Raw genomic sequence first — 675 nt, forward strand, 5'->3', positions numbered from 1 at the left:
GCGTATAAGTTCACGCGTCCACCTACTGGTGATATTTTGGCTATTGACCGTATTAAAGCGATAAATGAACGTATTCCTGGTACGCACCTAGTAATGCATGGTTCATCCTCTGTACCTCAAGAATGGCTTGCTGTTATTAACGAGTACGGCGGCGAAATTCCTGAAACCTATGGTGTCCCTGTAGAGCAGATTGTAGAGGGCATAAAATATGGCGTTCGTAAGGTAAATATTGATACCGATCTACGTCTGGCTTCTACTGGTGCTGTGCGTCGCTTTATGGCACAGAATCCAGCAGAATTCGACCCTAGAAAGTATCTAAAAGAAACTGTAAGTGCGATGAAAGAAATTGTAGTTGCTCGATACGAAGCGTTCGGAACAGCTGGTCGTGCTGATAAGATTAAGGCTCAAAGTCTTGATTCAATGTTTGCACAGTACCAAGACGGTTCTTTGGCTCCGAAGATATCTTAACCTTGGTAAGGGCCTGAATTTATTCAGGCCTTTTTTCTCATTGCGTTTAAAAAAGCCCTCATTAAAACTTTTATACTCAAACTGTCCAATATTTTCTAAGCGAAGCTGTTACTTGTCGCACAATCTTGGAAGTAAACCATAGAGCGTTCATCTGGTACATGGTATAAATGCCTGATTCATTTCTACTATTGTATTTATATGGAGTTT

1 protein-coding gene is annotated in these 675 nt (G+C 41.0%); it reads left to right on the forward strand.

Annotated elements, in window-relative coordinates; translation table 11 throughout:
- Positions 1–468: class II fructose-bisphosphate aldolase (locus A3756_RS04720; protein WP_197481169.1), on the forward strand; the 468-nt coding region annotated here is incomplete at its 5' end.
- Positions 469–675: the final 207 nt, after the last annotated feature.

It is taken from the genome of Oleiphilus sp. HI0086 (assembly GCF_001635225.1).